Raw genomic sequence first — 237 nt, 5'->3', positions numbered from 1 at the left:
AATGACGAAAGGAAAGCCAAAGCGGAAGCGGAAGGAATGGGTTTTCCGTGCAAAAAATACAGGAAGCTTGAGCATCGTAGTTTTATGAAAAAAGTACCAAAAGTTCTTGGGCAGGCAAGTGAAAAATTTTTTTCAGTTGATACTTTCATAAATGGCACGGGTGGGGAAGTTGAAAGAGATATTTACCGATTCTTCAAACGTGAATCCTGTTTGATGGCAATGAGCTACAGTTACGAG

At 40.1% G+C, this 237-nt stretch carries 1 pseudogene; it reads left to right on the top strand.

The window, feature by feature from the left end:
* Positions 1 to 237, top strand: a pseudogene (locus ACGF5R_RS24945) (Rha family transcriptional regulator); the annotation flags it as partial.

Source organism: Photorhabdus sp. RM71S, from assembly GCF_042879355.1.
In the GTDB taxonomy this organism is placed as follows: domain Bacteria; phylum Pseudomonadota; class Gammaproteobacteria; order Enterobacterales; family Enterobacteriaceae; genus Photorhabdus; species Photorhabdus kayaii.
Note: the sequence above shows the minus strand (reverse complement) of the source record. Positions and strands in the feature narration are given on the sequence as shown.